22 protein-coding genes, 1 tRNA gene, 1 rRNA gene and 1 pseudogene are annotated in these 23113 nt (G+C 63.4%); 13 read left to right on the top strand and 12 right to left on the bottom strand.

The annotated features are described in order from the left end of the window. Nucleotides 1-71: 71 nt before the first annotated feature. Both ACFW0B_RS23900 and ACFW0B_RS23895 read right to left on the bottom strand, forming a co-directional pair. The gene (locus ACFW0B_RS23900; protein ID WP_449151451.1) at nt 72-1100 is read right to left on the bottom strand and encodes a DUF2955 domain-containing protein; all 1029 of its coding nucleotides are present in this window, start codon (nt 1098-1100) and stop codon (nt 72-74) included. Continuing rightward, complete coding sequence (locus ACFW0B_RS23895) at nt 1100-2161, bottom strand: HlyD family secretion protein (protein WP_449151450.1); 1062 nt, start codon at nt 2159-2161, stop codon at nt 1100-1102. Before ACFW0B_RS23895 ends, ACFW0B_RS23900 begins: the two co-directional genes overlap by 1 nt. A gap of 150 nt (nt 2162-2311) precedes the next feature. Between ACFW0B_RS23895 and ACFW0B_RS23890 the strand changes: the two genes are divergently transcribed. Next, nucleotides 2312-3277 carry a LysR family transcriptional regulator gene (locus ACFW0B_RS23890; protein ID WP_449151449.1) on the top strand — a complete coding sequence of 322 codons (966 nt, stop codon included), beginning with the start codon at nt 2312-2314 and terminating at the stop codon, nt 3275-3277. Nucleotides 3278-3331: 54 nt separating this feature from the next. After that, nucleotides 3332-3562 carry a hypothetical protein gene (locus tag ACFW0B_RS23885; RefSeq protein WP_449151448.1) on the top strand — a complete coding sequence of 77 codons (231 nt, stop codon included), beginning with the start codon at nt 3332-3334 and terminating at the stop codon, nt 3560-3562. 312 nt (nt 3563-3874) lie between these two features. Here ACFW0B_RS23885 and desA read toward each other — a convergent pair whose 3' ends face one another. Continuing rightward, a complete protein-coding gene (gene desA, locus ACFW0B_RS23880) occupies nt 3875-5059 on the bottom strand; it encodes a delta-9 fatty acid desaturase DesA (RefSeq protein WP_449151447.1) in 1185 nt (394 codons plus the stop codon). Between the two features lie 169 nt (nt 5060-5228). Here desA and dibA point away from each other — a divergent pair, with 169 nt between their 5' ends. The 6 genes from dibA (at nt 5229) to ACFW0B_RS23850 (ending at nt 11580) form a co-directional block, all read left to right on the top strand. After that, nucleotides 5229-7133 (top strand): phosphodiesterase DibA, encoded by a 1905-nt coding sequence (dibA, locus tag ACFW0B_RS23875; RefSeq protein WP_449151446.1) that lies wholly within the window; start codon nt 5229-5231, stop codon nt 7131-7133. Nucleotides 7134-7313: 180 nt separating this feature from the next. Continuing rightward, on the top strand, nt 7314-7496 hold the full coding sequence (gene oscA, locus ACFW0B_RS23870; protein ID WP_151131208.1) for a sulfur starvation response protein OscA: 183 nt from the start codon (nt 7314-7316) through the stop codon (nt 7494-7496). A gap of 160 nt (nt 7497-7656) precedes the next feature. Beyond that, nucleotides 7657-8655, top strand: a complete 999-nt coding sequence (locus tag ACFW0B_RS23865) for a sulfate ABC transporter substrate-binding protein (RefSeq protein WP_449151445.1) — start codon at nt 7657-7659, stop codon at nt 8653-8655. A 228-nt stretch (nt 8656-8883) separates the two neighbouring features. Continuing rightward, the gene (cysT, locus tag ACFW0B_RS23860; RefSeq protein WP_449151444.1) at nt 8884-9702 is read left to right on the top strand and encodes a sulfate ABC transporter permease subunit CysT; all 819 of its coding nucleotides are present in this window, start codon (nt 8884-8886) and stop codon (nt 9700-9702) included. 10 nt (nt 9703-9712) lie between these two features. After that, nucleotides 9713-10585 (top strand): sulfate ABC transporter permease subunit CysW, encoded by an 873-nt coding sequence (cysW, locus tag ACFW0B_RS23855; protein WP_449151443.1) that lies wholly within the window; start codon nt 9713-9715, stop codon nt 10583-10585. Nucleotides 10586-10590: 5 nt separating this feature from the next. Beyond that, the gene (locus ACFW0B_RS23850) at nt 10591-11580 is read left to right on the top strand and encodes a sulfate/molybdate ABC transporter ATP-binding protein (RefSeq protein ID WP_449151442.1); all 990 of its coding nucleotides are present in this window, start codon (nt 10591-10593) and stop codon (nt 11578-11580) included. A gap of 98 nt (nt 11581-11678) precedes the next feature. Here the strand turns inward: ACFW0B_RS23850 and ACFW0B_RS23845 are convergent, their stop codons facing one another. Then, entirely contained in the window at nt 11679-12203 is a 525-nt protein-coding gene (locus ACFW0B_RS23845; RefSeq protein ID WP_449151441.1) for an Mpo1 family 2-hydroxy fatty acid dioxygenase, read from the bottom strand. An 84-nt stretch (nt 12204-12287) separates the two neighbouring features. Here ACFW0B_RS23845 and ACFW0B_RS23840 point away from each other — a divergent pair, with 84 nt between their 5' ends. Further along, nucleotides 12288-12983, top strand: coding sequence for a Crp/Fnr family transcriptional regulator (locus ACFW0B_RS23840; RefSeq protein WP_449151440.1), 696 nt, complete (start codon nt 12288-12290; stop codon nt 12981-12983). Between the two features lie 55 nt (nt 12984-13038). Here ACFW0B_RS23840 and ACFW0B_RS23835 read toward each other — a convergent pair whose 3' ends face one another. The 3 genes from ACFW0B_RS23835 to gabD all read right to left on the bottom strand — a co-directional run bounded on the left by ACFW0B_RS23835 (nt 13039) and on the right by gabD (nt 17179). After that, nucleotides 13039-13962, bottom strand: a complete 924-nt coding sequence (locus tag ACFW0B_RS23835) for an autotransporter outer membrane beta-barrel domain-containing protein (RefSeq protein ID WP_449151439.1) — start codon at nt 13960-13962, stop codon at nt 13039-13041. Between the two features lie 319 nt (nt 13963-14281). Continuing rightward, entirely contained in the window at nt 14282-15559 is a 1278-nt protein-coding gene (gabT, locus tag ACFW0B_RS23830) for a 4-aminobutyrate--2-oxoglutarate transaminase (protein ID WP_449151438.1), read from the bottom strand. A gap of 168 nt (nt 15560-15727) precedes the next feature. Further along, a complete protein-coding gene (gene gabD, locus ACFW0B_RS23825; RefSeq protein ID WP_449151437.1) occupies nt 15728-17179 on the bottom strand; it encodes an NADP-dependent succinate-semialdehyde dehydrogenase in 1452 nt (483 codons plus the stop codon). A 422-nt stretch (nt 17180-17601) separates the two neighbouring features. On the opposite strand from gabD, the gene ACFW0B_RS23820 reads away from it, so the two are divergent. Beyond that, a tRNA-Arg gene (locus tag ACFW0B_RS23820) sits at nt 17602-17678 on the top strand. A 292-nt stretch (nt 17679-17970) separates the two neighbouring features. Here the strand turns inward: ACFW0B_RS23820 and ACFW0B_RS23815 are convergent. From ACFW0B_RS23815 to ACFW0B_RS23805, 3 genes are read right to left on the bottom strand one after another with little or no spacing between them, the layout of a single operon-like run. Then, nucleotides 17971-18255 (bottom strand): hypothetical protein, encoded by a 285-nt coding sequence (locus ACFW0B_RS23815; RefSeq protein WP_003294188.1) that lies wholly within the window; start codon nt 18253-18255, stop codon nt 17971-17973. 11 nt (nt 18256-18266) lie between these two features. Further along, the gene (locus ACFW0B_RS23810; protein ID WP_449151436.1) at nt 18267-19391 is read right to left on the bottom strand and encodes an Arm DNA-binding domain-containing protein; all 1125 of its coding nucleotides are present in this window, start codon (nt 19389-19391) and stop codon (nt 18267-18269) included. Then, a complete protein-coding gene (locus tag ACFW0B_RS23805; RefSeq protein ID WP_449151435.1) occupies nt 19351-19578 on the bottom strand; it encodes a hypothetical protein in 228 nt (75 codons plus the stop codon). Before ACFW0B_RS23805 ends, ACFW0B_RS23810 begins: the two co-directional genes overlap by 41 nt. 732 nt (nt 19579-20310) lie before the next feature. Here ACFW0B_RS23805 and ACFW0B_RS23800 point away from each other — a divergent pair. The 3 genes from ACFW0B_RS23800 to ACFW0B_RS23790 are packed head-to-tail and all read left to right on the top strand — an operon-like array spanning nt 20311 to nt 21748. Next, nucleotides 20311-20820: a hypothetical protein gene (locus ACFW0B_RS23800; protein WP_449151434.1), complete on the top strand. Its 510-nt coding sequence runs from the start codon at nt 20311-20313 to the stop codon at nt 20818-20820. Between the two features lie 11 nt (nt 20821-20831). Beyond that, complete coding sequence (locus tag ACFW0B_RS23795) at nt 20832-21362, top strand: DUF5384 family protein (RefSeq protein ID WP_449151433.1); 531 nt, start codon at nt 20832-20834, stop codon at nt 21360-21362. Between the two features lie 56 nt (nt 21363-21418). Then, nucleotides 21419-21748: a hypothetical protein gene (locus ACFW0B_RS23790; protein WP_449151432.1), complete on the top strand. Its 330-nt coding sequence runs from the start codon at nt 21419-21421 to the stop codon at nt 21746-21748. Nucleotides 21749-21847: 99 nt separating this feature from the next. Here ACFW0B_RS23790 and ACFW0B_RS23785 read toward each other — a convergent pair. Further along, nucleotides 21848-22839 (bottom strand): annotated as a pseudogene (locus ACFW0B_RS23785) (asparaginase). 158 nt (nt 22840-22997) lie between these two features. Further along, nucleotides 22998-23113, bottom strand: a 5S ribosomal RNA gene (rrf, locus tag ACFW0B_RS23780).

Raw genomic sequence — 23113 nt, 5'->3', positions numbered from 1 at the left:
CCACTACCATCAAAGGACCTGCCTTCGACAGATTAGGCGGGTAAAAGTGCTGCCGGCGCTCGAGCCGACGGTCAGGCATGGCTGGCATGACGGAAGGCGGCGAAGCGGTTGAGCAGGCGATGCATGACGAACACCGCCACCAGGGTGAGGAACACCGCCACGCACACCGAACTCAAGCGGTACGCGATGGAATAGACCACGTCGTGCTGCGGTGTGAGGTACTGGCCGAAGACGATGGCCAGGGTGGTCAACGCGCCGAAACCGACGCCCTGGGTGCCTTCCAGAACGTGGATGCGGGCGCAGTAGAAGGCCGCGATCCAGTACATCAGGGTGACCAGCGGCAGCACGTCATAGTGGCTGTAGAGCACCAGTTGCAGCACCAGGCCGATGGTGCAGCCCAGCAGGGTGCCCAGGGCGCGGATGCGTCCGGCGAAGCGGATGCCGTGCCAGTGCATGGGGAACAGCACCAGGATGGACGCCACCTGGGCCGACAGCGAATCACGCAGGTCGAAGCTCTGGAACACCATGAACGACAGGGTGGCGATGGTGGCGCCGAGCACCGCTTCGTGGCGCTGGCTGGGCAGGTCCTTGGCCGGCATCTGCCGGAACGGACGCGGCTCGACGTCGGGGAACAGGTAGAACATCAGCCAGGCGATCAGCACCGTCAGGCCGGAGGCCACCAGGTTGCTGGTGACCAGGTCGTAGAGGTGGGTGTCCGGGTAGCTGGCGAAATGCAGCTGGATGGAAAGGAACACGCTGCCCATGGCGCCGAACATGAGCAGCGGCCCCTGAGCCATCAGGCGGAAGCGCCAGAAGAACGCCAGGAAGGTCAGCGGCACCATCAGCTGCGGTCGGTCGCCGAACAGGCCGTAGATCAGCAACACCTCGACGCTGACCACCACCGATTGCAGGAGGAACTGGCGGACGACATGGGCGTTGATGCTGGGGGTGAGGCCGAGCAGCAGCATCGGGTAGACGCAGAAGAACGAACCGTTGTCCCAGCCCATCAGCTTGCAGATGAACAGCCCGAGGGTGCCGCCGCCGGCCAGCCGCAGGCATTGCCTGAGATCGTTTTCCGTGAGGGCTGTCCTGCGGCTCATCAGTACACGTAGTGCAGGATGCTGATCACGGCGATCTGCAGGCGGCCGAAGAAGTCGGCCAGGTGCGAGTCGTGCGGATAGAGCTGGACCGTCGCCTTGGCACCGCTGGGCAGCGCGCGGGGCAGCTCTTCGGTGAGGCTGACGTGCAGGCGCTGGCGCTGGGCGTCGCGCACCCAGCGGTCGGAGATCGCCGGGGCGGCAAGGTCGCCGTTGGCATCGAGCTGGCCTTCCTTCACGCCGGCGTCGATGGCGCTGACCCGGGCGGAGAAGATATGCCCGGGCAGGGCGTCGAACACCACCGAGGCGCCGTCGTCCAGGCGCACGTAGCGCAGGGCCTTCTCGCGGAAGTCGGCGCTGATGTCGGCATCGTCCGCCACCAGGGCGGCCACCGGGTTGCCGGCATGCAGGAAGGCACCGGGGGACAGCTGCAGGTTGCTCAGGGTACCGGCGCGTTCAGCGCGCACTTCGCTGTACTGGAGTTGCAGGCGAGCCTGCTCCAGGGCGTTGCGGGCCTGGCGCAGGCGCAGGTTGTCGTCACCGTTGGCGCCGCGCTGGGCCAGCAGCTCGCGAATCCGCGCACTGGCGGCGGCCAGTTTGGCCTGGGCGGCCTGGCGCCGGGCTTCGGTCTGTTCGAAGAGCTGACGCGACACGTGCTGGCTCTGCACCAGGCGGCCAAGGCGCGCGGCCTCGCGCTGCAGTTCGGTGGCCGCGGCCTGGGCGGCGGCCTGGTCGGCACGGGCCGCGGCAATGGCGGCGTCGAGCTGGCGGTTGTCCTGCGCGGCCTGCTCCAGCGCCAGCAGAGCGGCGCTCACGGCGAGGCGGAAGGGTTCCGGGTCGAGGCGGAACAACAGCTGGCCGGCCTCGACGTGCTGGTTGTTGGCGACGGCGACCTCCAGGACCTGGCCGTCCACCCGTGGGGCGATGCGCAGCACCGGGCGGGTCAGTTGCGCCTGGGGCGTGATGGGCATCCACAGGTCCGCCGCCAGGAAGTAGGCGAACAGCAGGACGAACAGGACGATGGCCGCCTGGACCCGACGGGTGAATCTTTGATCCGGAGTCATGCGTACCTCGAAGGGGCCCGCCGCAAAGGCGGGTGGGAAGACGGGAACGGCAAGACTTCGGCCTTCGCCGCTCTGGGGAGCCAGTATATTTATCCCCGAATCGTGGATAATCTCGCGATTGCGAGAAGCTGCCTTACATGAGGAGTAACAATGGACACGCTCCACAGCATGCGGGTTTTCGTTCGGGTGATAGACACCGGCAGCTTCACCGCCGCTGCCCAGGCCCTGGACCTGTCCACCGCCCAGGTGTCACGCCTGGTGTCGGAACTGGAGCAGCAGCTCGAGGCCCGCCTGCTGCACCGCACCACCCGCCGCCTGGCGCTGACCGAAGTGGGCGAACGCTACCTGCAGCGCTGCCGGCAGATCATCGGCGAAGTAGACGAAGCCGCCGCCGAGGCGCGCGGCGCCCACCTCAAGCCCCACGGCCGCCTGCGGGTACACACTATGACCGGCCTCGGCCTGCAGCACCTCACCCCGCTGGTGGCGCGCTATTCCGAGCTGTATCCGGAGGTGGTGGTGGAGCTGACCCTGTCCCAGCGAACCCCGGATCTGCTGGAAGACGGCCATGACGTCATCATCACCTTCGCCCGCGAACTGCCCGACTCGCAGATGGTGGCCCAGCTGCTGGGGCCGATGTTCAGCGTGCTCTGCGCCGCCCCCGGCTACCTGAAGAAGCACGGCGTCCCCACCGCCCCGGCGGACCTGCAGCAGCACCGCTACCTGCGCCTGCTCGACCCGCTCTACGAGGACAGCTGGATATTCAACAGCGAGCAGGGCGAATTCAATGTGCTGCCCGCCGAAAGCTTCCAGGTGAACGTCGCCGAGTCCCTGGCCAAGGCCGCCCAGGCCGGCATGGGCATCTGCCTGCTGCCCTCCTTCGTTGCCTGCCCGCCCATGCGCGAGGGCAAGCTGCTGCGGCTGCTGCCGGAATACCGCCTGCGCGAGCGCAACATCTACGCGATCTACCCGTCGCGGCGTTTCCTCGACGCCAAGATCAAGACCTGGGTGGAGTTCCTCAAGGCGGAGCTGCCCCCGCTGCTGACCCAGGACGAGCGCCTGATGGAAGACCCGAAGCACTGGGCCATCAATTCCAAATTGTTGCGTCGCGAGAAATAGTTCTTCACTAAAACCGCTATTTTTCCCCCGCCGGGGCCTCCCTAAGATGGCGCCATGTTTCGCAAGAAACCATCCAAGAGGCTCCAACGTAATGTGATTTTTGCTGCCGTTTTCTCTGTATTTTCCCTGTTTTTCTCGCAACTGAGCCTGGCCGAAGAATCCGGCACCTTTGTTGCGCGCAATGCAGCTCTGGCCGAGCAGCGCGCTGAAGCCGCGCACCAGGAGGCCATCGCCAAGCAAGGCGCCGATCAGCAGAAGCAGTCCGAAACCCGTCGCGACAGCTGATCCCCGCCCTTCCCCGTACTCCAGCTCCTGACGTTGATGCGTGACAGCTCCTTAATCGACGTCCTGTTCGGGCCGCTCATGATGAGCGGCCTTTTTTTCGCCTGCAGATAATGCGGTGGGGAGCCTTGTGTGGCAGCTGCGCCTGGCGATTGAAATCGCCCCCCCCAGGAAAAGCCCGCCCCGCCTTGTGGGGGTGAAGTCGTTCGCCAACCGGACCGCAGGTTCGGCCTGCAATGCCTCCACAGAAAAGGCAAAAGCCGGAAAGCAAGAAGGCCGGCATCTCTGCCGGCCTTCTTGTAGGCGCTTCTGTCGTCAGGCGGCGGCCGGACGCAGGGAGTAGGTCTTCAGCTGTTCGGCGAAGTCGCGCAGGGACTGGATGCCACTGGCCTCGGCCTCGTGCACCCACTGTTTCATGGCTTCGAGCATTTCGTGGCCATTGGCGCTGGTCTTGACCCAGATCTGCTGCAGCGCCAGGCGCTTCTCGTAGATCACCTTGAGGGCCTGGCTCTGCTCCAGCATGGCGGCGATGCGCGCCTGGTGGCCTTCGTCGAGCAGGCTGGTCTCGCGGGAGAGCAGGCGCTTGGCGCGGCGGAACAGGTGGCGGACCGACTCGTCGGCCTTGGCCAGCTCCTGCTTCACCAGAGGGCCGATCACCAGCTTGCGGTACTGGGCCATGATCTGGAAGCGGTTGTTGAGGATGGCCATGGCGGTGTCCATGTCCATGCTGCCCTTGCCTTCGACGCGATGAGCGATGGGCGCCACGCGCTGCACCTTGGCCAGGCCGAAGACACTGAACAGCTTGATCCAGGCCCAGCCCATGTCGAACTCCCACTTCTTCACCGAGAGCTTGGCGGAGTTCGGGTAGGTGTGATGGTTGTTGTGCAGCTCTTCGCCGCCGATGAGGATGCCCCAGGGCACCAGGTTGGTGGCGGCGTCGCGGCATTCGAAGTTGCGGTAGCCGACAGCATGGCCCAGGCCATTGATAACGCCGGCGGCCCAGACGGGAATCCAGGCCATCTGCACGGCCCAGATGGTGATGCCGGCAGCGCCGAACAGCGCCAGGTCGATCAGCGCCATCAGCACCACGCCGCCGATGGGGTAGCGGCCGTAGACGTTGCGCTCCATCCAGTCATCCGGGCAGTTCTTGCCATAGATGCGCAGGGTTTCCTCGTTTTTCGCCTCGATCTGGTAGAGCTCGGCGCCCTTGCGCAGGACGGTCCACAGGCCCTTGACCACCGGGCTGTGGGGATCGTCGGCGGTTTCGCACTTGGCATGGTGCTTGCGATGGATGGCGGTCCACTCGCGGGTGTTCATGGCGGTGGTCATCCACAGCCAGAAGCGGAAGAAATGCTTGAGCGCCGGATGGAGCTCCAGCGAACGGTGCGCCGAATAACGGTGCAGATAGACGGTGACGCTGACGATGGTGATATGGGTCAGCACCAGGGTGACCGCCACCAGTTGCCACAGCGACAGGTCAAGGAATCCGTTGTACCACATGGATGGTGTTGCCTCGGGTGAAGTGATCGGGGTTTGCAGGACAAACCTGGTTTGGATTATCACAAAGCGCCCGGAGAAAACCATCCTGTCTTTTAGATAGAAGTCCCGCCGATCGTCGGTTGCTTCTATAATGCGCACCCCCACGTGTGCCCCAGGAAGGCCGCACCCCATGCGTTCCATATTCAGCGCCCTGAAGCTGGCGCTCCCCTACGCCATTCTCGCCAGCCTCTGGGTGCTGTTCAGCGACAGCTTCCTGCTTACCCTGGTAGATGACTCCAAACTGCTGGCCAAGCTGCAGACCGCCAAGGGGCTGCTCTTCGTGGCGGTCACCAGTGCGCTGCTGTTCATCCTGGCCTACCTGCAGCTGCGCCACCTGAAGGGCTACCTGATCGCCCGCCGGGCCCACGAGAGCAGCCTGCGCCAGGCTGCCGCGGTCTTCGACAGCACCCAGGAAGGCGTGCTGGTCACCGATGCCCAAAGCCGTATCGTCCACGTCAACCGCGCCTTCGCCCGCATCACCGGTTACGAGGAAGCCGAGGTGCTCGGCAAGAATCCGCACATTTTCAGCTCCGGGCGCCACACCCAGCCGTTCTACCAGGCGATGTGGAATGCGCTGGAAAACCGCCGGGAGTGGAGCGGCGAAATCTGGAACCGGCGCAAGAACGGCGAGATCTACCCGCTGTGGCAGAACATCCGCGCCATCCACGACGGCGACGGCCAGCTCACCCATTACGTGGCGGTGTTCTCCGACATCAGCGCGATCAAGCGCTCCCAGCATGAGCTGGATTTCCTCGCCCACCACGACCCGCTGACCAACCTGCCCAACCGGCTGCTGTTCACCGAACGCGTCGAGCAGGTGCTGGAGCGCACCCGCCGCGAGAAACAGCGCGGCGCGGTACTGCTGCTGGACCTGGACCACTTCAAGCACATCAACGAAAGCCTCGGCCACTCCCAGGGCGACCAGCTGCTGAAGATGGTCGGCGTGCGCTTGCAGGGCCTGCTGGAAGGCGGCATGACCCTGGCCCGCCTGGGCGGCGATGAGTTCGGCCTGCTCTGGGACAACTGCCCCCAGGCCAACCAGGCGGCGGAACTGGCCGAGCGCATCCGCACCAATCTGTCGACGCCCTTCCGCCTGGGCGACCATGACCTGTTCATCAGCACCAGCCTCGGCATCAGCCTGTTCCCGGATGACGACGCCAACGTCGAGCAGGTGATGCGCAACGCCGACTCGGCGCTGTTCAAGGCCAAGAGCTCGGGCCGCGATTCCTATGCCTTCTACAGCCAGGAGTTGACCGAGCAGGCGCGCCAGCGCATCGAACTGGTCAGCGCCCTGCGCCAGGCGCTGGAATGCGACCAGCTGCGGGTTCACTACCAGCCCATCCAGTCCCTGGCCGACGGCCACCTGATCGGTTTCGAGGCGCTGGTGCGCTGGGAGCACCCCGTGCGCGGCTTGGTTCCGCCTGGCGAGTTCCTGCCGGTAGCCGAGGAAAGCGGCTTGATCGGCAACATCGATACCTGGGTGCTGGAGCAGGCCTGCCGGCAGATGCAGCACTGGCTGGAGCAGGGCCACGCGCTGTCCTTCGTTGCGGTGAACCTGTCCTGCCGGCTGTTCCGCCGTGCCGAACTGGATGGCGAAGTGGCGCGCGTGCTGGCCGCCACCGGCCTGGACCCGAAGTACCTGGAACTGGAAATCACCGAAAGCGCCGTGATGGAAGACCCGGACACCGCCGAGGCCCTGCTGACCCGCCTGCGCGACCTGGGCGTGCGCCTGGCCATTGACGACTTCGGCACCGGCTATTCCTCGCTCCAGCGCCTCAAGCGCCTGCCGGTGCACAAGCTGAAGATCGACCAGAGTTTCGTGCGCGGCCTGCCGCACGATCAGAACGATATCGCCATCGCCAGTGCGATCACCGCCCTGAGCCACAGCCTGGGCCTCTGCGTGCTGGCCGAGGGCATCGAGGACGACGCCCAGGCCGGATTCCTCCGCGCATTGGGCTGCGATTACGGGCAGGGCTACCTGTTCAGCCGCCCCCTGCCGGCGAACGAAGTCGAGCGCCTCTGGGCAGCTGCGTAAGCCCCCCGGCCCGCCGCCAAGGGCGGGCCGATCTGCCCGCCTGAACCATACTGAATTCTGGTTATATAAAAATTCTTAAATAGTATTTTTAAGAATATTGGCGCCTGCTTAAGATTCGCTCCACGCCACGCGGAACCCTACCTGTCCCTTGCCGCGGGCCCCAATTCAAGGAGCACGATCATGAGCGCAACCCTTCGTAGCGTGGAAGGCCAGGACGAAGCCAGCATCCTGCGCGAAATCCAGGCTGCCCTGCATGGCCTGCGTTTCGGCTCGGTGGAGATCACCGTGCACAACGGCCAGGTGGTGCAGATCGAACGCAAGGAAAAATTCCGCCTGCAGCAACCCAACCAGCGTAACCACTGAATTTAATTGAGCCGGGTAAGCCGCAGGCAGGCGAGGAGCGTTTAACGCAGCCTGACCGACGCGCAGCCAGCTCGAGGCCCGACCGGACAGCCGGAGGGCGTTTCGACACACACACAACAGCCAGCACACAAAAAGAATTCCAGTTTCCAGGAGCTTGAAAATGTCGATTCGCCGCTTCGCCCTCGCCGCCCTCGCCAGCGCCCTGATCGCCGGCCCGGCTGCCGCCGCCACCGAACTGCTCAACGTGTCCTACGACCCGACCCGCGAGCTCTATCAGGAATACAATGCCGCCTTCGCCAAGCACTGGAAGGCCGAAGGTGGCGAGGATGTGAAGGTCCAGCAGTCTCACGGTGGCTCCGGCAAGCAGGCCCGCGCCGTGATCGACGGCCTGAAGGCCGACGTGGTGACCCTGGCACTGGCCGGCGACATCGACGAGCTGCAGAAGCTCGGCAAGCTGATCCCGGAAAACTGGCAGGCGCGCCTGCCGGAGAACAGCACCCCCTACACCTCGACCATCGTGTTCCTGGTGCGCAAGGGCAACCCCAAGGGCATCAAGGACTGGGGCGACCTGACCCGCGAAGGTGTGGAAGTCATCACCCCGAACCCGAAGACTTCCGGCGGCGCCCGCTGGAACTTCCTGGCCGCCTGGGCCTGGGCCAAGAAGCAATACGGTAGCGACGCCAAGGCACAGGAATACGTGAAGGAACTGTTCAAGCACGTACCGGTTCTGGACACCGGGGCCCGTGGCTCGACCATCACCTTCGTCAACAACCAGATCGGCGACGTGCTGCTGGCCTGGGAAAACGAAGCCTTCCTGGCCCTGAAGGAACAGGGTGGCGAGAATTTCGAAATCGTTGCGCCGAGCCTGTCGATCCTGGCCGAACCGCCGGTATCGGTGGTCGACAAGAACGTCGACAAGAAAGGCACCCGCAAGGTTGCCGAGGCCTACCTGCAGTACCTGTACAGCGAGGAAGGCCAACGCATCGCGGCGAAGAACTTCTACCGCCCGCGTAATGAGAAGGTTGCAGCCGAGTTCGCCCAGCAGTTCCCGAAACTGGAACTGGTGACCGTGGACAAGGACTTCAACGGCTGGAAGGAAGCCCAACCCAAGTTCTTCAACGACGGAGGCATCTTCGACCAGATCTACCAGGCGCAGTAAGCGCCGGATCGAGCCAAGTAGGGTGGATCACGCTTCACCCATCCACCATCGGCCTCCGCGCGGGGCCGATGGTGGAAGCAAGAAGCGACTTCCACCCTACAGCTTGATGAGCTCCACGGAGGGAGCGAAAACCAGGCCTGATCCTTGGATCGGGCCTGTTTGCTGGAAGCGGCTCGACGGGGCCGTTTCCGGAAAACCAAGCGTTCCAACGCAGAGTAAGGACAGAACATGTCGCGACGCATCTCCCCGGTCATACCCGGCTTCGGGCTGACCCTGGGATACACCCTGGTGTATCTCAGCCTGCTGGTCCTGATCCCCCTGGGTGCCCTGTTCCTCAAGACGACAGAACTGACCTGGGTGCAGTTCTGGGGCATCATCAGCGCCCCCCGCGTGATCGCCGCCCTCAAGCTCAGCTTCGGCACCGCCCTGGCCGCCGCCGTGATCAACGGCATCATTGGCACCCTGCTAGCCTGGGTGCTGGTGCGTTACGACTTCTTCGGCCGCAAGGTCATCGACGCCATGGTCGACCTGCCCTTCGCGCTGCCCACCGCGGTCGCCGGTATCGCCCTCACTGCGCTTTATGCGCCCGCCGGCCTGGTGGGCCAGTTCGCCACCGACCTCGGTTTCAAGATCGCCTACACCCCGCTGGGCATCACCCTGGCGCTGACCTTCGTCACCCTGCCCTTCGTGGTGCGGACGGTGCAGCCTGTGCTGGCCGATATCCCCCGCGAGGTGGAAGAAGCCGCCGCGTGCCTTGGCGCCAGGCCGCTTCAGATCTTCCGCCATGTGCTGCTGCCGGCCCTGTTGCCAGCCTGGCTGACCGGCTTCGCCCTCGCCTTCGCCCGTGGCGTGGGCGAGTACGGTTCGGTGATCTTCATTGCCGGCAACATGCCGATGAAGACCGAAATCCTGCCGCTGCTGATCATGGTCAAGCTGGACCAGTACGACTACGCCGGCGCCACCGCCATCGGCGTGCTGATGCTGGTCGTCGCCTTCGTCCTGCTGCTGATGATCAACCTGCTGCAACGCCGCATCGAGACCCCGTGAGGAGAGCGCCATGAGCAATGCAAGCCTGACCGCCGCGTCCTCCGCCAACGCCGCCCGCCGTGGCAGCGCACTGGGCCGCCGCGTCCTGATCGCCGCCGCCTGGCTGGCCTTCGCCCTGTTCCTCCTGCTGCCGCTGCTGGTGGTTCTGAGCGAGGCGCTGAAGCAGGGCCTGGGCACCTTCTTCGATGCCATCTTCGAGCCGGACGCCCTCGCCGCGCTGAAGCTGACCCTGATCGCCGTGTTCATCTCGGTGCCGCTCAACCTGGTGTTCGGCGTGGCCGCCGCCTGGTGCGTGAGCAAGTACGAGTTTCGCGGCAAGAGCCTGCTGGTGACCCTGATCGACCTGCCGTTCTCCGTGTCGCCGGTGATCGCCGGTCTGATCTACGTGCTGCTGTTCGGCGCCCAGGGCTACTTCGGCGAGTGGCTGCAGGACCGTGACATCCAGATCGTCTTCGCCGTGCCCGGCATCGTCCTGGCGACCATCTTCGTCACCTTCCCCTTCGTCGCCCGCGAACTGATCCCGCTGATGCAGGAACAGGGCACCCAGGAGGAAGAAGCCGCACGCCTGCTCGGCGCCAACGGCTGGCAGATGTTCTGGCACGTGACCCTGCCGAACATCAAATGGGGCCTGATCTACGGCGTGGTGCTCTGCACCGCGCGGGCCATGGGCGAGTTCGGCGCGGTGTCGGTGGTGTCCGGCCACATCCGTGGCGTCACCAACACCCTGCCGCTGCATGTCGAGATCCTCTACAACGAGTACAACCACGTCGCCGCCTTCAGCGTCGCCAGCCTGCTGCTGGTGCTCGCCCTGTGCATCCTTCTGCTCAAGCAGTGGAGCGAGTCGCGCCTGTCCCGTCTCAAGTCGAATGCTGATGAGGAGTAACCACCGTGAGCATTGAAATCCGCAACGTCAGCAAGAACTTCAACGCCTTCAAGGCGCTCAACGAGATCAACCTGGATATCCAGAGCGGCGAACTGGTGGCGCTGCTGGGCCCGTCCGGCTGCGGCAAGACCACCCTGCTGCGGATCATCGCCGGTCTGGAAACCCCGGACGCGGGCAGCATCGTGTTCCACGGCGAGGACGTCTCCCAGCACGACGTGCGTGACCGCAACGTCGGCTTCGTGTTCCAGCACTACGCCCTGTTCCGCCACATGACGGTGTTCGACAACGTCGCCTTCGGCCTGCGCATGAAGCCCAAGCGCGAGCGCCCGAGCGAGAAGCAGATTGCCGAGAAGGTCCATGAGCTGCTGAACATGGTGCAGCTTGACTGGCTCGCCGACCGCTATCCGGAGCAGCTTTCCGGTGGCCAGCGCCAGCGCATCGCCCTGGCCCGCGCCCTGGCGGTGGAGCCGAAGATACTGCTGCTGGACGAGCCCTTCGGCGCCCTCGACGCCAAGGTGCGCAAGGAACTGCGCCGCTGGCTGGCGCGCCTGCACGAAGAGATCAACCTGACCTCGGTGTTCGTCACCCACGACCAGGAAGAAGCCATGGAAGTGGCCGACCGCATCGTGGTGATGAACAAGGGCGTGATCGAGCAGATCGGCGCGCCGGGTGAGGTCTATGAGAACCCGGCGAGCGACTTCGTCTACCACTTCCTCGGCGACTCCAACCGCCTGCACCTGGGCGATGACCAGCATGTGCTGTTCCGTCCCCACGAGGTCTCGCTGTCGCGCTCCGAAGTGGCCGAACACCGCGCCGCCGAAGTCCGCGACATCCGCCCCCTGGGCGCCATCACCCGGGTGACCCTGAAGGTGGACGGCCAGGACGAACTGATCGAAGCCGAAGTGGTGAAGGACCACGACAGCCTGGTCGGCCTGGTGCGCGGCGAAACGCTGTTCTTCAAGCCCAAGGCCTGGCAGAAGGCGGCGGGCTTCTGAGCCCTGCCCGGGCTGAGCACAGCGAAGCCCAACGCGACGGCGCCCTCTCCCAGCGGGAGAGGGCGCCATCCGTGCCGCTCGAACGGTGAATCGTCAGCTCAAACCGCCGCCTTCTTCTCCCGAATGCAGGTCGGGCCGGCGTGTTTCTCCACGGCGCGCTCGACGTCCTTGCGCAGCCCCAGCAGGAAGCCCAGTTCGGCCACCACGAACAGCGGCCCGATGATCAGCCCGGTGAGGTCATCGACGAAGGCCGGCTTGCGGCCCTCGAAGTAGTGGCCGATGAACTGGATGATCCAGCCCACCACGAACAACCCCAGTCCGACGCCGAGCCAGGTGGCGGTGCCCTGCACGGCGAAGGCGGCGCCGATCCACAGGCTGATGGCGAGCAGCACGGCCATGACCAGGCCGTAGCGCAGGTCGAGGCGGAAGTAATAGAGCGCGGAAGCCAGGCTGACCAGCGCCGCCGGCGACAGCCAGAGGCCAAAGGCTGCGGTGCCCGGACGGGACAGCAGCACGGCGACGGCGACGACGATCAGCGGAATGCCGACGAAATGGGTGGCGATGTTGCGGCGGTCGCGGTGGTACTCGGCGTACTGGCCAAGTTGGTCGACGAGGGTTTTCATTGTTGTGTCCTCAGGTTTGCACGCTGTTGCGCCGATAATGGCGTCATACCCCTGGCAACCTCTGTCAGCTAGCCGACAAAGCCCATGATCGAATTCAAGCACCATCGCGACCTCCTGCTGACCGGCCAATGGTTCAGCCTGTTGCCCGCCGCCCTGCAGGACGAACTCCTGGCCATGGCCCAGCTGCGCCGGCTGGAACCCGGCCAGCGCCTGTTCCGCCGGGGCGATCCGCCCTGTGGGCTCTATGCGGTGCTAGAGGGAGCGGTTCGCGTCGGCAGCATCAGCGAGAGCGGCAAGGAGGCTTTGTTGGTGCTGGTGGAGCCGCCCCACTGGTTCGGCGAAATCTCCCTGTTCGACGGCCAGCCGCGGACCCACGATGCCTTCGCCGAGGGCCAGGCGACCCTGCTCCATCTGCCCCAGGCGCCGCTGCTGGCCCTGCTCGAACGGCAACCTTCGCACTGGCGCGAGCTCGCCCTGCTGATGAGCCAGAAGCTGCGCCTGGCGTTCATCGCCCTGGAGGAAATGAGCCTGCTGCCGGCACCCCAGCGCCTGGCGCGGCGGCTACTGATGATCGCCGAGGGTTATGGCGGCCTGGCGGTGCGCCGGCGTTCGATCCACCTCGCCCAAGAGCAGCTGGCGCTGATGCTGTCGATCTCCCGCCAGACCACCAACCAGATCCTCAAGGACCTGGAAACCCAGGGTGCCGTGCGCCTGACCTACGGGGAGATCGAAATCCTCGACCCCGAACGGCTCAAGCGCGCAGCCCAGGGCAAGCTGTAGTCCTGCAACTGCGGCGGCGAATTGAAAGGGTGGTGCAGCTTCCCCCTGCGACTGCTCAGAAGCGCAGGCTCAGCCGCGCCGTCATCCCATTGTCCCGCGCGTCCTCGGCGTAGGTGCCGTTGTAGAACAGGCCAGCGTAGAGCGCTTCGCCGAGCTGGTAGTCCAGGCCCATGTCGAGGCGGAACGCGTCCCGGGTCAGCGCCACGGCGGCGCCGCTCTCATCTTCCAGCCGGCTATCGCTGAAGGCATGCCGCCAGCCGGAACTGATGCGTGCCGTCAGGCGCCGCCCCGAAGCCCGCTCGATGCGCGTGGTGCCGCGCAGGCCGAAGGTGCTGTAGCCGATCTCATCGCGCTGGCTGTCCTGGGCGCCAAGGGCATCGCTATCCAGCCGCGCATAGGCCAGTTCGCTGAAACCCTCGACGCTGAAGTCGCGGAAATCCAGGGAATAGCTGAGCTCGCCGAATACCTGGCCGCTGTCCCCGTCGGCCGCGCGCCGGTCGCCGTCATGGCCGCTCCAGGCCGCCCCCAGCTTCACGCCGATCTGGTTGTAGATCTTGGTACCGGCGTAGGCGCCGAGGTGCAGGCTTTGGATATCCGCGTCCTCGCCCGCCACTTCCACCGAGCTCGCCGAATAGCCGCTCATCCCGCCCACCAGCCACTTGCCCAGCATGAATTCGCTGCCCAGCAGCCCGCCGCCGATATCCCGCTCGCGGCGCGGCGCACGGTGGTCCGCGTCTGCCGAACCCCGGCTGCTGAAGGCACGCACCCAGGCCGGCGTCTGCCCCTCTTCCAGCGGCGGTTCGCGAAAGGAAAAGCGGATCTGCTGGATGCGCTCGAAGGCGGCGTCACGCAGGAAGTGGCTGTCTTCCAGCAGGTAGGCTCGGCTGGCGGCGGCTAGAGGGTCGCCAAGGGCGGGGGCGCTTATCAGCAGGGCGCAGAGTCCGGCCAGGGCAGCGCGCGACGATTGATACTGAGCCATGACGGGCATCTCCAGGCGGGGGCATGTGGATAACTCTAGCGTCATGTCGGCCATTTCAATCGCCCGAATCCATCCGCGAACGTCTGCGCGGCCGGGGAAGCGTCGGCTGGCACGCAGTTCCGTAGGTTGCTCCGAGGAACGAGGCCCAACACCGCCGGGCAAGTCCGCTGCGTTGGGTTTCGCAGGCTCGCGGCGCACCGCCCAACCCAACTACAAAAGCCCCCCGCCCTGTGGGCGATTTCAATCGCGAATGAATTCGCTCACACAGGCGCAAATAAAAAGACCCGCCGAAGCGGGTCTCTTTTCACTACCTGGGGAATCAGGCCAGTTCGTCGAAGCACTCGGCGACAATGGCGATACCCTTGTCCAGTTGTGCGTCGGGAATGGTGACCGGCATCAGGAAGCGGATGACGTTGTAGTAGGTGCCGCAAGACAGCAGGATCAGGCCCTTCTCGCGAGCCTTGGCCACGACCTTGCCCACCAGTTCGGCAGCCGGCTTGCTTTCGTCGCCGTCTTCGAACAGCTCGATGGCGACCATCGAACCCAGGCCACGGACGTCGCCGATGACCTTGTGCTTGGCGGCGATTTCACGCAGGCCGGCCTTCAGGCGCTCGCCCACGGCCTGGCTGCGCTCCAGCAGTTTCTCTTCGTCGAACACCTTCAGCACGGCCAGCGCCGCGGCGCAGGCGATCGGGCTGCCGGCATAGGTGCCGCCCAGGCCGCCGGGAGCGATGCTGTCCATGATTTCGGCCTTGCCGCATACGCCGGAGATCGGGAAGCCGCCGCCAACGGATTTGGCGAAGGTGGTCAGGTCAGGCACAACGCCCAGTTGCTCGGTGGCGAAGAAGGTGCCGGTACGGCCAGCGCCGGTCTGTACTTCGTCGGCGATCAGCAGGATGCCGTGCTGGTCGCACAGGGCGCGCAGGCGCTGCATGAAGGGCTTGGAGTTGACGTAGAAGCCACCCTCGCCCTGAACCGGCTCGATGATGATGGCGGCGATGTCTTGCGGCTGGGCGTCGTTCTTGAAGATGCGCTCGATGCTGGCGATGGAGTCGTCTTCGCTGATGCCGTGCAGTTCGCACGGAGCCAGGGCACGGAACACGCCACCCGGCATCAGGCCCATGCCGGCGGAGTACGGAACCACCTTGCCGGTCAGGGACAGGGTCATCATGGTGCGGCCGTGGTAGGCGCCGGTGAAGGCGATAACGCCGCTGCGGCCGGTGGCGGCACGGGCGATCTTCACGGCGTTCTCGACGGCTTCGGAACCGGAGGTCACCAGCAGGGTCTTCTTGGCGAAGTCACCCGGTACGCGCTTGGCGATCTCTTCGCAGAGCTCGATGTAGGGCTCGTAGGCCAGGACCTGGAAGCAGGTGTGGGACAGCTTGGTCAGCTGCTCCTGAACGGCCGCGACCACTTTCGGATGCAGGTGACCGGTGTTCAGTACGGCGATACCGCCGGCGAAGTCGATGTACTCACGACCGTCGACGTCCCAGACGGTGGCGTTCTCGGCGCGCTCGGCGACGATCGGGTGGATCTGGCCAACACCGCGGGCAACAGCTGCAGCACGGCGTTTCAGCAGGGATTCGTTCTTGCTCATAAGTTCCTCACGGCCGCTCATCGGGCGGCTCAGTCTCAAGGATGAATGCCTCCGGTAGGGGCCGTCGCAGCATACGATGATCGACTGCGAAGGCTTGCCGGAGGCTCGCTTCTTCAGGGGTGGAGCTGGGGCGCCGCGCGCTCTTTCGCGCCTTGCCCCGTCTTTGGATCAGATACCGCCGAGGCAGAGATACTTGATCTCCAGGTAGTCCTCGATACCGTATTTGGAACCTTCGCGACCCAGGCCAGAGGCCTTGACGCCGCCGAAGGGCGCCACTTCGTTGGAGATCAGGCCGGTGTTGATACCCACCATGCCGTACTCCAGCGCCTCGGCCACGCGGAACACGCGGCCCAGGTCACGGGCGTAGAAATAGGAAGCCAGGCCGAACTCGGTGTCGTTGGCCATGGCGATGACGTCGGCCTCGTCCTTGAAGCGGAACAGCGGCGCCAGCGGACCGAAGGTTTCTTCCTTGGCCACGGCGGCGTCCTTCGGTACGTCGACCAGGATGGTCGGCTCGAAGAAGGTGCCACCCAGGCTGTGCGGCTTGCCGCCAGCGGCCACTTTGGCGCCCTTGGCAACCGCGTCGGCGATGTGCTCCTGGACCTTGGCCACCGCCTTCTCGTCGATCAGCGGGCCGGTGGTGGTGCCATCTTCCAGGCCGTTGCCGATCTTCAGCTTGGCCACGGCGGCCTTCAGCTTCTCGGCGAAGGCGTCGTAGATGCCGTCCTGCACGTACAGGCGGTTGGCGCAGACGCAGGTCTGACCGTTGTTGCGGTACTTGGAGATCAGCGCACCTTCTACGGCGGCGTCCAGGTCGGCGTCATCGAAGACGATGAACGGAGCGTTGCCGCCCAGCTCCAGGGACACCTTCTTGATGTCCTTGGCGCATTCGGCCATCAGCTGGCGACCGATCTCGGTGGAACCGGTGAAGGACAGCTTGCGCACGATCGGGTTGCTGGTCAGCTCGCCGCCAACTTCGCCAGCGCTGCCGGTCACCACGCTCAGCACGCCTTTCGGGATGCCGGCGCGCTCGGCCAGTTCGACCAGGGCCAGGGCGGAGAACGGGGTCTGGGAAGCGGGCTTGATCACCATGGTGCAACCGGCGGCCAGGGCCGGGCCGGCCTTGCGGGTGATCATCGCGGAGGGGAAGTTCCACGGGGTGATCGCAGCGGTCACGCCGATGGGCTGCTTGATCACGATCAGGCGCTTGTCCGGCTGGTGGCCGGGAATCACGTCACCGTAGACACGCTTGGCTTCCTCAGCGAACCACTCGATGAAGGAAGCGGCGTAGGCGATCTCGCCCTTGGCTTCGGCCAGCGGCTTGCCCTGTTCGATGGTCATCAGGCGGCCGAGGTCGTCCTGGTTCTCCATCATCAGCTCGAACCAGCGACGCAGACGGTTGGCGCGTTCCTTGGCGGTCAGCGCACGCCAGGCCGGCAGAGCACGCTCGGCAGCCTCGATGGCGCGGCGAGTCTCGGCGGTGCCCATCTTCGGCACGGTGCCGATGATTTCGCCAGTAGCCGGGTTGTTGACCTTGATGGTCTGGCCACTGTCGGCGTCCAGCCAGGTGCCGTCGATATAGGCTTGCTGGCGGAACAGCTTGGCGTCTTTCAATTGCATCTCTGTCTCCTTCACACCGGCGCTACACGGGGCCGGGGCAGGTTGTTGTTCTTCAGCCAATGCGGAATTGGCCAGGACGGAGTGATTGGAACGGCCCGGCTTATGGTGGGGCGGAGGGGCGTTTGAAATCTCAAACGGAATCGTAGGGTGACGAAAACCTGAGGGCAATAGCCCGTTCGATAAAATCAACAAAAAGTCGATACTGTTTGTCGAAATCCTGATCAAGGGTGACCGGATGCTGGACCATCGTTCAACATCACGAACAAGGGAACCTGCATGGACGCCAGGCTCTGACATCGGTATTATTGCGCCCCCATAAGCATCCGTAGCTCAGCTGGATAGAGTACTGCCCTCCGAAGGCAGTGATCATCGAGTTGAGAAGGGTGCAGGCTAGTGGTCAAATAGTTCGCCGCAACACATACGCACCTGTAGCTCAGCTGGATAGAGTATTGCCCTCCGAAGGCAAGGGTCGTGGGTTCGAATCCCGCCAGGTGCGCCATATCCTCTTGATTCAATGGCCTTTTTCTAAGGCTTCGCCGCTTCCGCTGCTGAATCGGCGCCCTCCAGCAAAATTCTCTTGATGCCAGCTCTCAGGCTGCGATGAGCACTGCCCTCAGTGTCATCTAGCGGCGGCTTTTCAGGCTGTGCCAATTCTGTGCCCAAAGCGTGCCGCACGGTGAGATGGCATGCCGGTTACTTTGCAGAGATTGTGTATTAGCCACAATCAGGCACAACTCCCAACTCATCTGAAAGCACCTAAGCAGAAGGGGCCTTTCGGCCCCTTCGTTACTTTAGTTGTTGAGCATGCTCTCCAGCTTTTCGATCAGGAAGTCCAGCGGGCTGCGCCCCTCCAACCGTTTCTCGAAGACCTCATTACGGTGATAGGCGACCCAGGTATCGAGAGCCTGACGGTTGTTCTTCTCGTAGCCGGAGCCAAGGATGCAGACCAGCTCATTGCCGTTGGGGCTCTCGAGGTAGTGGCTCATGGCAGAAGCCAAATGCTTCAAGTACTGGTGTTCACGAGCTTCCATCGCCGGATGCAGGTGCGTGACGTTGCTGCGCTTGATCAATTTCATGTGAGTACTCCTCAGGCCTTCAAATTGGCTTGGATCAGATTGTCGAAGGCGCTTCCGTCACGTCGGGTCAAGTTAGGCACGTAGCGCGAGTAGACGCGGAACAGCATCTCTGTAGTTGTGTGGCCCATCTGCCGGGCAATCCACTCCGGGTTTTCGCCTGCAGCCAGCCAAAGGGTCGCAGCCGTATGGCGGGTCTGGTAAGGGCGTCGCTGGCGCAGCCCCAGATGACGCAGCAGCGGAAACCAAACCCTGTTGTTGATGTTGCGGTACGAAAAAGGCGTACCTTCCCGAGAACAGAAGACGAACTGACCACTCCCTGTCTTCTTCTGCTGATCGAGCAGGGCCTTGTACACCGGGCCAGACATTTCGATTTCGCGTTGCGAGCCGTCATTCTTCGTGTAGTCGAGCCGGCCACCGACCCAGGTTTCGCGGATAAGGATTTGCCGCCTCTGAAAGTCGACGAATTTCCACTGTAGGCCGTCGACTTCTCCCGTGCGCATCCCGGTGAAGAAGCGCACCGTGTAGTAGTTGCGAAAGTCCTCGCGCACGGCACCGAGAATCTGCAGCACTTCATCCAGGGTGAACGGCTCCACATCGGTCTTGGGAACCTTCAGCGATTTGATGTTGAGGTACGGTGAAGTAAACTCGAACCGGTCAGCCGCCTCACTAAGGATCATGCGCAATGGCGTCATGATGTGGTTGATTCGCGTCGCTGACAGAGCTTGCCCCTTCAGCCCGGGAACTTTGCCGAGTGCCGAGCGGAAGGACAGGACTTCTGCCTTGGTGATGGCGCTGACCTCTTGCCTGCCGAATGTTGGTAGCAGGTATTTATCGAGGGTCTGACGTACCGTCGTTGTGTGTGTGTCGCGCCACTCCACACGCTTTTCGTCGAACCAGCGTTCGGCGAAGTCCCTGAACGTTGGAGTCTTCAGTATCGCGCAACCAGCCTGCAGTCTTGCGAACTCCTGCACCCTGCTGCTTTGCGGAAAATAAGTGGCATAGTCGAAGCTTCCCAGCGTGATTTCTGCCTCAATGCGCTCAAGGATTTTCTCCAGTTTTTTTCGGTTGGCCGGCGTATCAGGCAGCGTGGTTTGCTCACGGCAGCGCTTGTCCAGATAAGTGAAGTCGAAGAACAATCATCGCCTGAACGGTTCTGTCGGACACACGGCCGTTGGCCTCCGACTCGAAACGACCATCGCGGATGACGGGAATGGCTGCTTCCACCGCTTCGACGAATGCGCGGCCGGCAGTCAGGGCGCGCTCGCGGTATTCCTTCCAGCAGGCTTTACGGGGATCGGTCGAGAGAGTATCGGTCAGTTTCATGGACGCCAGAGACATGATGCGGAACCTCACATTGTTGTTGTGGGGCCAGAATTTATTGGCGACCGCAAAACCACTTCAAACCATATTTATGACTCATGCATGAGAAAATCTCATTCATACATCAGAAGCGCTATATGCCTGCGTTACAAGGAAGCATCACAGCCAGGTTAGGCGAGTCGAGAATCCAACGAGACGCTTAGCAACATTCCGAACAAGGTCACCAGTTCAGATTGCTGCTATTCAGAAACACAGGAATTATTCTCCCGCTGCAGATAAGAATTGACGCAGCAGGACGCCTCAAAGGGCTGGCTAGTGGTCCTTCGCTTCGGCAGAGCCCCATCTTTTTAAGGACATGGGCAACCACCCCCGGTTGCCCTGATCACCGCCGGGCGGCGGCCTCTTCGACAAGCTCAAAAGAAACTACCAAGGCGTGGCTGTCATGGCCTGCGCCTTTTTGTGGTTGACGATGTGTGTAATGGCACCAGTCGAAGTTCACGTGCCCCAGCCGAGCCAGGAAAGTTTTGTCTCTGGCAAAGCGGAATGCGAAGGAGCAGCAAAATACCTTGCTCGGATAAAGGGGCGGAGATTCGCTTATTCCCGTACGCTCTATCAGAAAACCTTGTAAGTCCTGAACGCTTTACCCATAGGAAAGGCTGCGTTTAGAATGATGGCATTGTGATGCACCCGCTATGGATTGCTCCGCACGTTTTCTCACAACCAGGGACGTTAAAAATGACGATGCTGAAACATGGTCTGGCTATCTCCATAGCCGCTATTCTCGTCGGCTGCCAAGCCACTGGAGAGCAGTACCAGGCCGATGTGTTCGACGCCAGCCAGGTCAATACTCAGCAAGAGGCGAAGACCGTCAAGATCCTCACGGTTTCGCCCACCAAGATCAAAGTCAGCAACGAGCAGAACAAGAAGGCCGCCATGATGGTCGGCGGCATTCTTGGCGCCATCGGTGGCGCAGCGCTGGGCAACCAGCACAACCGTGACACCGCCATCGTTGGTGGCGTTGCTGGCGGCGCAGCCGGTGCCGCTGCCGGTTCGCTGGTCAACGACACCTCGCTGGTTCCCGGCGTGCTGATCGGCTACTCGGAGAACGGCAAGATCTTCACATCCGCCCAGGTGGGCCGTCCGTGTGAGTTCCAGATCGGCGAAATCTCCCTGATGGTCATGACCGTTTCCAACGAAACGCGCATCCAGCCAAACGCAAGCTGCCCGGATCCCAAGAAGAGCTGAGGTACCGGAGCATGAAACGTATCGTTCTGGGTTCAGCCCTGACCCTCTTCGCCCTCCCGGTGCTGGCAGGGCAGTTCGACCAGCTCTATCAGATCGAGCAGCAGACCAAGCGGGCGGAAGCCAATGCCGAAGCCGAGCGCATTCGTCAGGCCGCCCTTGCGCAGGAACGTGCCGAAGCTCGCGAAGCAGCCGCTCGCAAAGAGCGTGCAGCCGCGCAACGCGCCGCAGCGCAACGCGCCGCCGAACAACGTCAGGCGCAGGCAGCCGAGGAAAAGCGCATACGTACTCGTGAAGAAAACTACGAGGACGAGTTGCGTGCACTTGAACTGGAGGAGCGTCGTCTGGCATTGCAGGCCAAGCGAGCCAAGGTGGCACGCGCCAACGACTATATCGACGCCGAGCTTCGCGACAGCGCAGCCCGCACCGATGTGATCCAGTCCGAAGCCGACGCCGCGCGCAACGTGACCTCCGGCACCAAATCCCTGCTGGAAGATGCCGGCAAGGCCGAGGTCAATCGGTCCAAAAGCCTGTTCGGCGAGTAATTCGCCCTATCGATCAGCCCCGTATCCGGGGCTGATTTCATTCGAGAGAATCAATCATGCTGCGTCTGTTCACGTTAGTAGCAGCCGGGCTGCTGCTGACTGCCTGCTCCAAGGAAGACCCACAAGCCCAATTCCCCGCGGTGGACCTCCACGGGCGCCTGGTGGTTGACCAGGAAATGACCGCGAGCCGCCAGGCCCAGGGTATCCAGGGCGAGTACTTCAAACGCGTTCTCAGCGTTAACGGTCAGGACATGGTGTTCGCCGACTTCATCAAGCAGTACTGCCCTGACCCCAACACCCGTAACGAAACCTGCATCAAGGCCTTCCGCATCAAGAAGATCGACGACGTGGCAGGTGCGACCAGGTTCCTGCCCAACGGGCTGTGATAACGGGGCTGGCGCATCTCGCCCAGCCCCAACGGCAGCCACCCTGGGCTTCACGACAAGCCCGGGTTCTGGTGCCGACTCAGTCTTCCCCGCGCGGACTCAGCCCGCCATCTCTCCACAGAAGTCCTGCGTCATCCAGCGCTCCACCTCTGCCTGTGAAAGACCGGCCCCTATGAGGCTGAACAGCTTCGCCAGCGCAGCTTCTCGAGTCATGCCTCCGCAGGACACCAGACCACTACCGGCCAGCTTGCCACCAGCCGCATAGACGCCGAATTCGACGGCACCCTCGGGCATTGGCTGATGGCGGCCAGCACCACGCCACGAGCGTGTGCCTCCTTCAAGGCAGCCAGGAAGTCCGTATCGCCGGAAGGACCGGTGCCACTGCCATAGCACTCCAGCAGAAGGCCCTGGACGCCACTGTCGATTACGGCGCGGAGCTGCTCTGCCGCGAGCCCCGGAAATATCGGCTGGACCGCCAGGCGAACCGGTTTGCGAGGCCGCTGGTAATCGATCTCGGCCGGGATGCGGGCCATACGCTGCCCCTGGCGCGGGCGCTGGGAGTCAGTGAAGGCGTCGAAGGCATCGGTCTTCTGTTTGGTGGCTCGTGCGCCGTTGAGAAGCAGGCCGTTGAAGTACAGGTGCACGCCCGGGGCAATCCCTGCATGAAGTAGGGCCAAGGCACCGAACAGATTGGGCCACCCATCGCTGCCTTCAATGCCGGCCGGCTGCATGGCGCCGGTCAGCACAACGGGTACGGGGAGGCCGAGCAGCAGGAAGGACAGCGCAGCAGCGCTATAGGCAAGGGTATCGGTGCCATGCAGCAAGAGGACAGAGTCGCAGCCATCCCGCTCCACCCCTTCGACTATGGCATCGCGCATGGCCAGCCAATTGGCTTTCGTCATGTTGGCGCTGTCCAGCGGTGGGGAAAGTTCGCGGAATAGCCAGTCAGGAACCAGGCGCTCGGGGTGGGCCGTTTGCTCGGCTTGAAGCCGGGCTTCGAAGCCAGATGTAGGCGCAAGGCCGGCGTCAGTCATCTGCATGCCGATGGTGCCGCCGGTATAGAGCACCAGGAGCTTGCGGGAGGGGGACATGGTTTCTCCGCTATTGTTGTATTGCTGTCCCAGCCATCCTAATCTCGCTCAGCATCTTGGCCTACGGGCTATTGGTTGTATCTCGCGATAGGTTAATTTTCTCGCGCGCAAAGACAAACCCCCGACACGCCTGGGCGTATCGGGGGTTTGGGATAGAAGCTTGACGATGACCTACTCTCACATGGAGAAGCTCCACACTACCATCGGCGATGCGTCGTTTCACTGCTGAGTTCGGGATGGGATCAGGTGGTTCCAACGCTCTATGGTCGTCAAG

The sequence above is a fragment of the Metapseudomonas phytobenefica genome, assembly GCF_043392685.1.
Classification (GTDB): Bacteria; Pseudomonadota; Gammaproteobacteria; order Pseudomonadales; family Pseudomonadaceae; genus Metapseudomonas.
The sequence above is the reverse complement of the archived record's forward strand: the minus strand, read 5'-3'. Positions and strand labels throughout refer to the sequence as shown.